An 8,105-nucleotide genomic window follows, 5' to 3' on the forward strand; every position below is an offset into this window, starting at 1 on the left:
AGCCTCAACATTTACCCATTGGTTACAGAACAAAAGTAAGTTTCATTATAAAAACAATAAAAGACATTAATCTCTTTTATTAATGATAAATATCATTTTTTTAAAAGCTTAAGGACGGGAATTTTGAAGCATACAGGAGATGCCAAACACCTGTTTCCGAATGAAAAGCTTTGTTTATATATTATTAAGTGTGTGTATTTTGGCGCAGGCCAGCAGCAAAAGTATTTTGCTGTTACACTACCGCTTAAACAAAGAAGCAATTGCAGCCCGATATTGTATTAATAAAAGTAAACCGGAGAAGAACTGTGCGGGCAGCTGCCAATTGCACAAAAACCTGAAAGACACCAAAGAAGCACCAATCCCATTTGGCGGGAGTACAAAAGAAACTACCGGAACTACTTTGTTTTGTCAGGCACTTACCTGCATTAGCTTCAATCTTTTTCCAGCTTATAGCGCTCACCTAAGCCACTACCTGGAATTTAAGCTTTTTGCTTTTAAAGCAAAGTTTCTTCACCCGCCCAATTAGAAATACGCTTTCAACCGTTGGTAATCAGTTTTTTCTGATTATGAGAATTATTAGGGTGCAGCGGGCCTGCTCTTTCAGACTAGCATTGCTCAAAACATGAATATTTTAATTTAAAAAAGATGAAAAAGCTTTTACTTGCCGTTTCCTTGTTGTCAGGATTAACATTCGGCAATACTATTACCGCTAAAGCCTGTGATAAAAGTTGTACCATGGGTGGTCATTATATAGGCGTATTACCCCAAATACAGAAAAATTTTATAGGGGTCCGGTTTAATACCCGGCAATACACATTTACCCAAACCCATACCCATGTGCACGAGGGTATGGTTCACGAACACCAGGAAGTTACAAAAGAAAGCTATAATACTTATGAAGTCTGGGGTCGCTTTTATCCGGCCAAACGAATTCAAGCTTTTGTTTTTGTACCGTATATTTTTAACATCCAAACCCAAAATACGGCTGCCCTCTCCCAGCAAGGCTTGGGAGACATAACCCTACTGGCAAATTATGCGGTTTTAAATTATAGTAGTTTCAACTCTTCAAATTTAAAACAAACCTTATTAATTGGCGGAGGCGTTAAACTACCCACCGGCGTTTATAAAGCCCATAATACCGCAGAAATAGTAGCGCCGAGCCTGCTGCCCGGCACCGGGAGCGTAGATTATCTGGTTAACGGCTCTTATACTTTGCGCTACAAGAAAGTTGGGGTAAACACAGATTTTACTTACCGGATTAATTCAGAGTCAAGAAACGGATACCAGTTTGGAAATCGCTATAATGGTTCGGCTAATATATTCTACTGGTATGAGGCGGGTAAACTGGCTATTTTACCCAGTACTGGTCTGTATTTCGAAAAAGCCAATCCAGATTCTTTTAACGACGATACGCATACTCAAATGGGAGGAGAAGGTCTGTTTGCTAATGTTGGGTTAAGCTTTTACTATAAAAGCGTTGCCCTCGGCGGCACTATCCAAAAATCTATGGGTCAGCACCACCAGGCAACCCATGTAACGGAAAACAACAGCAGACCATCTCTTTATTTTAGTGTTATGTTTTAAGTAATAAACCTAAGTACTCGTACTAAATATTTGGGCTTTACCATGGAAGTATAAACAGGCGGTGAAGCGCTACAGAATTTCGCTTTAAAAATAATAAGCCGCAGATGCAACACAAAAGCATAAACAATGATTAAAATTAAGGCCCAGGTTTCTTTGGGGTCCCAGGCCCAGGAACGGCCCCAGCTTTCGTTGACCCATCCGCCGCCTAAAAAAGTGCCATCCGTTAGTAAAAACAGACTGATGGTAATGGACAACTCATTTACAATATTCAGTTCCTGCATACTATTCCACCACTGCGCTTGAGACGTGGCCGGCTTAAACATGAGTAACAGTAAACTGAGCAAAGCGAGAATAGCGGCAAAGCCAAAGGTGCGTAACCACTCACAATTATGGCCACGTGTATCTTTAACCAATAAGAATGGAGCACCGGCATCCGGTTCGTAATTTCGGGATTGAGTCTATCTAAAAATCCGACAAATGACTGTATGTAGTCAAATAAAAAAGGGCAGTAGAGGAAAAAATAATTTATACCTGGTGCTTTTTCCCCTACCGCCCAATTCCCCGGCTTTGGCGCTGTTGCTCTTACAGCACCTTGTGCTGTTGAATCTGCTCTAACTGGTGCTGCTCTACGGGGGAATAATTCCGGATGACTGCCCCCCTGCCCTACTTTTAACTAATAAAATTAAGGCTGCCGCCTCACCTAAAAAGGAACGCCGTTGGTGACAAACACCCTATACAAAAGGGAAGAAAAATTTACCTTTTTAGTTTAATGCCAGCCCCTAGTTAACATATTCGTTGTTATAGGCTTTAGAAGAGTGATTTTGTGTAACTTTACTTATAAGCCTAAAATAAATTTAGCAGTGAGATGGCGAATTTACCAATACGGGGCGGCTATCGGTTGTTTATTAATTCTCCTCGTACCTTTCTTAAATATTTAACCGCCTTTTGCCGATAACGCCTTGATTTCACCTGGGAGGGGAGTGTACATAACCAATGCTCATTTGCCTCTTCATTGCCTGGTCTTTTTTTACATAATTCGCTAGTGATCGGAAGTGATCCCATGGATAAAATTTCTATACAATGTTCCAGTTGTTCCAGAGAGGAGAATTTAAAAGTAAACCCATCAATTTTTACTTTGTAGATTTTATATAATCCTCTTAAATCCCTTTCGGGTGCTGGGGGAATAAAATGTTCAGCTTCATGCCAATGTTGGTTATCCTGCTCAATATGTACCCAATAAGCCATAGGATTATCTTGCCAGCTTGAACTATATTCGATTGCAAAATCTTTCATCATGAAATAACCTATACTACTGGGAATATTTGGGGTTATTCCGGTTATCAGCTAATAGATGGAGCTGGTGGACGCTAATGCTGTAGTTTGAATTCTTTATCCAGCATAGTGGCAGACCGGCTTTCCCGCTTCTGGCTAATTTAATTAATACTTGCTAATTTAATTAATACTTGGCTAATTTTCCAAGGTGCCGGCGAAAGCCTCTGTTGGTTTGCGTGCTTTAACCACTGCCGGGCATTCACGCTCATTTGTTACTAGCTAGTTGATTTGAGTATTAGAAGTATTTGTGTTTACTCAATCTGCATAATTCAGGTAATATTCTAAAACTAGCAGTTCTCGGTCTTCTATCAGGGAATCTACATCTTTGGAAAAATTGTAATACAGGTGGCGGACAATATAGGTGTGACTGTTCTGTTTCAGTACCCGGCTAATTTGTTCTAGATGATGTAGATACGGGTTGGTCTGCGTTTTATCAAGAGGAATACAAATCACTTGGTCGTGCAGGTTTGTTAATTCGGAAAATTTCTGGTGATTGACAATGATGGTTCTTTGCAGTTTACCAACAATATGAAGGTACCTGGCAAATGTATCTCCCTTTTTCTGATGCATATCTCCCATTTATCAGCATGCACCGCCGATTCTTTACCAGGAATCGGATAGGGCACACCTTACAAAATTACTAAATACTATAATCTACTATACCCAAGAAACAAGAATAACTCACCTTTAAATTTTTATGCTGAAGGCAAAAGGGACTTTCATAAATAAAAAAAATTAAGTGATTGACTATCATGCGTAATGGTAGAAGAGCATAAAAGCCTGATTCAGGCTTTTGCCTAAATCCACCCTGGCAGCCAGGTTGAATATACACCACGATTACTACTCCCCATCCCCATCTTTCTTTTTTCCGTTACTCCAGCGGTCTTCCAGTATCCAGGCAGCAATAGTAACCATTAACAGCACGACTATTAAATAATACATCTCCAAACCTTTACCGGAAATGGCTTTAAGGTTAGACAACAACTTACAGCATAGTTATAAATCATTTATCCGTTAAGGTTTTAAGGGTACAATCCAGGTAGTAAACAGGGCACCCAAGGCACCCTGTTTACTACCTGATTAATAATTAGTAACATCGTAGTACTTCAAAAAAGACCTTTCGAATTTTGCTATTTATAAGTAAATATATAAAGTGCTAAAGCTAAAAAAAAGGTGCCCATTGGGCACCTTCCTTTTAATTGGTTGAAATCTTTTAAGTTGATTAAAAAGATACTAACTCACACAAACGAATCACAGTAAGGTAATTAATAATTTTAATTATCCCAATAAAAAATATAAAATTATTAGCAAGCTAATTTGTGACAATCTACTTTTACACTCCTAATATTTAGCTCAGAACTAACGGAAACTTAGGCTCTGGTAACGTCTTAATTTAAATAAGAGTCGTCAATGTCTTACTGGGTAAATATTATCATTCCTACTTCCATCTTAGAAACTTCAATTACGAAACTGCATAAAGTCAATCTACATCAAAAACAAGGCCTTCTCCCCTTAAGGAAATACTAAAGTGATACTAACATGAAAATTGCCATTGCTAAATGATTTTAGCCTTACTGCTGCCATTATCTTTTATCTCTGTATTTCGCCAGCCAGCTAAAGAGCACAATTGCTAATACCGCAACGCCTATATTCAGCAGCCAGTCAATTAAAGTGAGGTGCTGCATAGGTAAGGCTGCTCAGTACCTCATTAAATTTCAAGGTTAATCAATTCCGCATAAACAGCCAAGCAGTCTTTGCTGGTAAAGATTCGTATTCCGTTCGTACCGTCGGTTAGTTGACTATGCCAGACTTCCACGAAAAAACCATGCAGGTAGTAAAGGTTAATATGGTATTCATTTTGCTGGCGGGTAGCCAGGTAAGTGCCATGATTCTCTACATAGGCCATCTTTTCCTGAAATGGTAAATACTTAAACTGCTGCTGGGCCTGTAGCTTCCTTTGCACAGGAGTTAATTTATGGCCCTCAAGGTTGTTCATTTGGATAAAAGCTAACGCTCCGATTATATCCCTTACTTCCTCCTTGTCTTTTAGCAGGGATGTTATCTGTCCTTTTTGCTTCCAGAACAGTTTGTAAAAAATAATTACCAGTAATCCGGTAACCAGAAAGGAGACTAGGCTTAAAATTGATTCGAGTGTCAAAGGAATTTAGAAGTTTATGGCGAAAAAGAAAGAGAGGTGCTATAACCTTGATTCTGGTTATAGATAAACAATAGAATAAATAATATAGATTATGCTTTGCTAAACTTGCGCCAATATTAGAAACTTAGCCGAACGATTATGAGCAAGTCTCCAGATCAATTTGCTACCCCTCGCAAAAGCGTTTTAAAAAAATAAAAGGTATGTTCCTACTACCATAAACAGGTAAGCCAGAAATAGCATAAAAATAAAGGCAATTTGCTTTATCCTGCGGAGTACTACTTTAACGAACATTGCGTTTGCTGGAATAAGGTGGTGTTGAATAGAAAAATAATTTACTCTTTTAATACTTTTTTTAACTGGGTTAGTTAAAGCCAATAATGTTAGGGGGTGTAACTTCAGCATAAATAAGTTGTATTTAATGTCTTTTACTTCAGAATGTGCTATTACTGTGCCAATACATTATTTTAACGCCATTATAATAAACAAGGGATTTTTTAGTATAATTAACTTCTTAGATTTTCCAAAAAATGGAAGGGAAGTTTAAATTTTATAAATAGAACTGGTTTCCTGAATTTAAAGAATTATTCAGATGCTCCGTAAAGGAACAAAGAAATCCGAAATCCTTAATCACCGTCTCCCTTTTACCTGGTCCTCAAAAACATAATATGCTTTTATTTAGTTTTAACTGTATTCAGAAAAGAAGAGCTTTTGAGTGCCCATCTTGCTCATTAAAACTTATTCTAAATTAACTATCTTTTTATTAATATAATTAAAATATTTATTAAATTATCAGGATAAAATCTTAGTTTACCAAAATGAAATCAACAAACCAATTATGGAATTTCCAGCAATACGCTGGTCTTTGCTTAACAACTTTATTACTCTGTTTTATCTTAACTTCTGCTCGTTTTGCCAGAACCAATTTTAGTGGTGAATGGACCTTAAAAAAAGAAAAAAGCAAATTAATACCTGCGCCAGGGCAGATGCGAATGGTCTTCGACCAATTAAAGGTTATGCAAAATGGCAATGAACTAATTATTTCCCGCACTAGCCAAGCGCCGGATGGCCAGGAATTAACCATGGAAGAAAAGATTACTCTGGATGGAAAAGAGTCAGTAAATAATTTTTTTGATGGGGCAGTCACTAAGAAATCAACCAATAAGTGGTCTGCCAATGAAAAAGAGCTGAGCATTTCCTCTACTTCTACTTTTAACCGGGATGGCAAAGTAGTAACCATTAAATCTACCGAGATTTGGGAAAATGCAGGTTCGGGTGAACTTACGATAAAGTATACATCTTCTACGCCAAAGGGGGAAGTAAAAGATATTTATGTTTATAATAAAATGTAAAGGTGCTCCCCCTTTAATAATAGTAGTAGAAACATTGGTTAGAAGGATGAATATGGCTTGCTTTACCTTTGGTAAAGCTCCAACTCCCCTTATATAGCAGGCAGAGGTCCGTAAGCCTAAAGGTCCAGAAACCATTCTCACCTAAATATAGGAAGGATGCTTTAAAAAGCTACTACTATTTTAATAAAAAATAATATATAAAACTTTTTTTATATTATTTTTATAATTAGCTTAATGAAGAGGAATAAAACAAGTTTAAATTGAAGTAAACTTGTTTTTAGAAGCAATATTAAGAGGGGCGTTCTTGAATTTCCTTTATCTACCATTGTAATTGCCGGGAAAAGTGCCTGAAAAGGTATATATGGAAGGAGCATGCTGCGTATGGCTTAAAAATACAATTTCGATAATATTTACAATAAACAATTCGGCAGAGATACTGGTTAAATTTAATCAGAACTGCTGTTGATACGTTCTATTCTGAAAAAAATCCGCACTTATATCTCCTTATTAACTATGGCATTACTGGTAGTAGCAGTACCAGTAATGCCATAGTTCAGCCTTTTAAAATTAGCTACCCTACGACAAATTGCTAGACTAGTATTTCGCATTAAGTTATCCTGGACACGATTAAATTATAATTGTAATTAACCAACTTATCTATGTTTAAAATCTACAATCCGGACATGCTCAAGGTGTGCTTTCCGTTTAATTACAGCTATTTATATTCTAAAAATCTAAATAACTTAAACTTTTATCATTTTCTAAAGATATTAAGTAACAAGACCTGGATTGCCAAATCAACCCCTTTGCCAAAAGGTGTTATAATGTTATTAATGTTATTTGCCTTGGCCAGCAGCCAGCAATTGTTGGCTCAAACGCTTCCTCCCGGATTTACGAATACAGAGGTATCCGGACAATGGAATGAAGCAGTGGGGCTTACCTTTAATAAGACGGGTAACCAGATGTTTGTCTGGGAAAGGACCGGTCGCGTTTATGTAGTAGAAAATAATCAAAGACAAGTTCTGCTCGATATTAGAGAGGAAGTTGCCGGTTATTGGGATATGGGTTTACTGGGCTTTGCCTTACACCCTAACTTTGATACCAACGGATACTTTTACCTTTTATATAATGTAGACCGTCATCATTTGCTGCACCATGGCTCCAGTACTTATAACCCCAGTACAAATGAGTATTATAATGCCTCTATTGGCCGGCTTACCAGGTATACAGCAACCAAAACATCAACTGGTTACACGGTAAACCTAGCCAGCCGAAAAGTATTAATTGGCGCCACTAAAACCACCGGTATTCCTACCACCCACATTAGCCATGGGGTGGGCAGCTTGGTGTTTGGCACCGACGGTACTTTGCTGGTTTCTACCGGTGATGGGGCTGGTGCCAATCCGGATGCGATAGACACAGGAAGTGCTTCCGAAACTTATTACCAACAGGCCTTAAACGACGGAATTATAAGGGAACAGGAAAATGTAGGTGCTTTTCGGTCGCAAATTCTCGATAGTTATAACGGCAAAATCCTCCGGATAGACCCTGAAACCGGCAACGGCATCGCCAGTAATCCTTTTTATGAAACCACCAACCCAGGTTCCATTCGGTCTAAAGTTTGGGCTTTAGGTTTACGCAATCCTTTTCGCATGTCGCTTAAGCCAAATTCCGGTAGTTTT

7 protein-coding genes and 1 pseudogene are annotated in these 8,105 nt (G+C 38.0%); 4 read left to right on the plus strand and 4 right to left on the minus strand.

Annotated features, from left to right (window positions below; genetic code table 11):
• Positions 1-160 precede the first annotated feature (160 nt).
• Both F0145_RS23655 and F0145_RS23660 read left to right on the plus strand, forming a co-directional pair.
• Positions 161-526 carry a hypothetical protein gene (locus F0145_RS23655; RefSeq protein ID WP_150092690.1) on the plus strand — a complete coding sequence of 122 codons (366 nt, stop codon included), beginning with the start codon at positions 161-163 and terminating at the stop codon, positions 524-526.
• 119 nt (positions 527-645) lie between these two features.
• A complete protein-coding gene (locus F0145_RS23660) occupies positions 646-1,584 on the plus strand; it encodes a hypothetical protein (RefSeq protein ID WP_150092692.1) in 939 nt (312 codons plus the stop codon).
• Positions 1,585-1,676: 92 nt separating this feature from the next.
• On the opposite strand, the pseudogene F0145_RS23665 reads toward F0145_RS23660, so the two are convergent.
• The 4 genes and pseudogenes from F0145_RS23665 to F0145_RS23675 form a co-directional block, all read right to left on the minus strand.
• A pseudogene (locus F0145_RS23665) lies at positions 1,677-2,062 on the minus strand (cytochrome c biogenesis protein); the annotation flags it as partial.
• Positions 2,063-2,475: 413 nt separating this feature from the next.
• Positions 2,476-2,880, minus strand: a complete 405-nt coding sequence (locus F0145_RS23670; RefSeq protein WP_150092694.1) for a hypothetical protein — start codon at positions 2,878-2,880, stop codon at positions 2,476-2,478.
• 876 nt (positions 2,881-3,756) lie between these two features.
• On the minus strand, positions 3,757-3,900 hold the full coding sequence (locus F0145_RS26350) for a hypothetical protein (protein ID WP_223816222.1): 144 nt from the start codon (positions 3,898-3,900) through the stop codon (positions 3,757-3,759).
• A gap of 724 nt (positions 3,901-4,624) precedes the next feature.
• A complete protein-coding gene (locus F0145_RS23675; protein WP_150092696.1) occupies positions 4,625-5,074 on the minus strand; it encodes a hypothetical protein in 450 nt (149 codons plus the stop codon).
• Between the two features lie 815 nt (positions 5,075-5,889).
• Between F0145_RS23675 and F0145_RS23680 the strand changes: the two genes are divergently transcribed.
• Positions 5,890-6,423 carry a hypothetical protein gene (locus F0145_RS23680; protein ID WP_150092698.1) on the plus strand — a complete coding sequence of 178 codons (534 nt, stop codon included), beginning with the start codon at positions 5,890-5,892 and terminating at the stop codon, positions 6,421-6,423.
• Between the two features lie 824 nt (positions 6,424-7,247).
• Positions 7,248-8,105 (plus strand): PQQ-dependent sugar dehydrogenase (locus F0145_RS23685; RefSeq protein ID WP_190277624.1); only part of this gene is annotated, 858 nt, incomplete at its 3' end.

Origin of the sequence: Adhaeribacter rhizoryzae, assembly GCF_008629685.1 — a bacterium.
GTDB lineage: Bacteria > Bacteroidota > Bacteroidia > Cytophagales > Hymenobacteraceae > Adhaeribacter > Adhaeribacter rhizoryzae.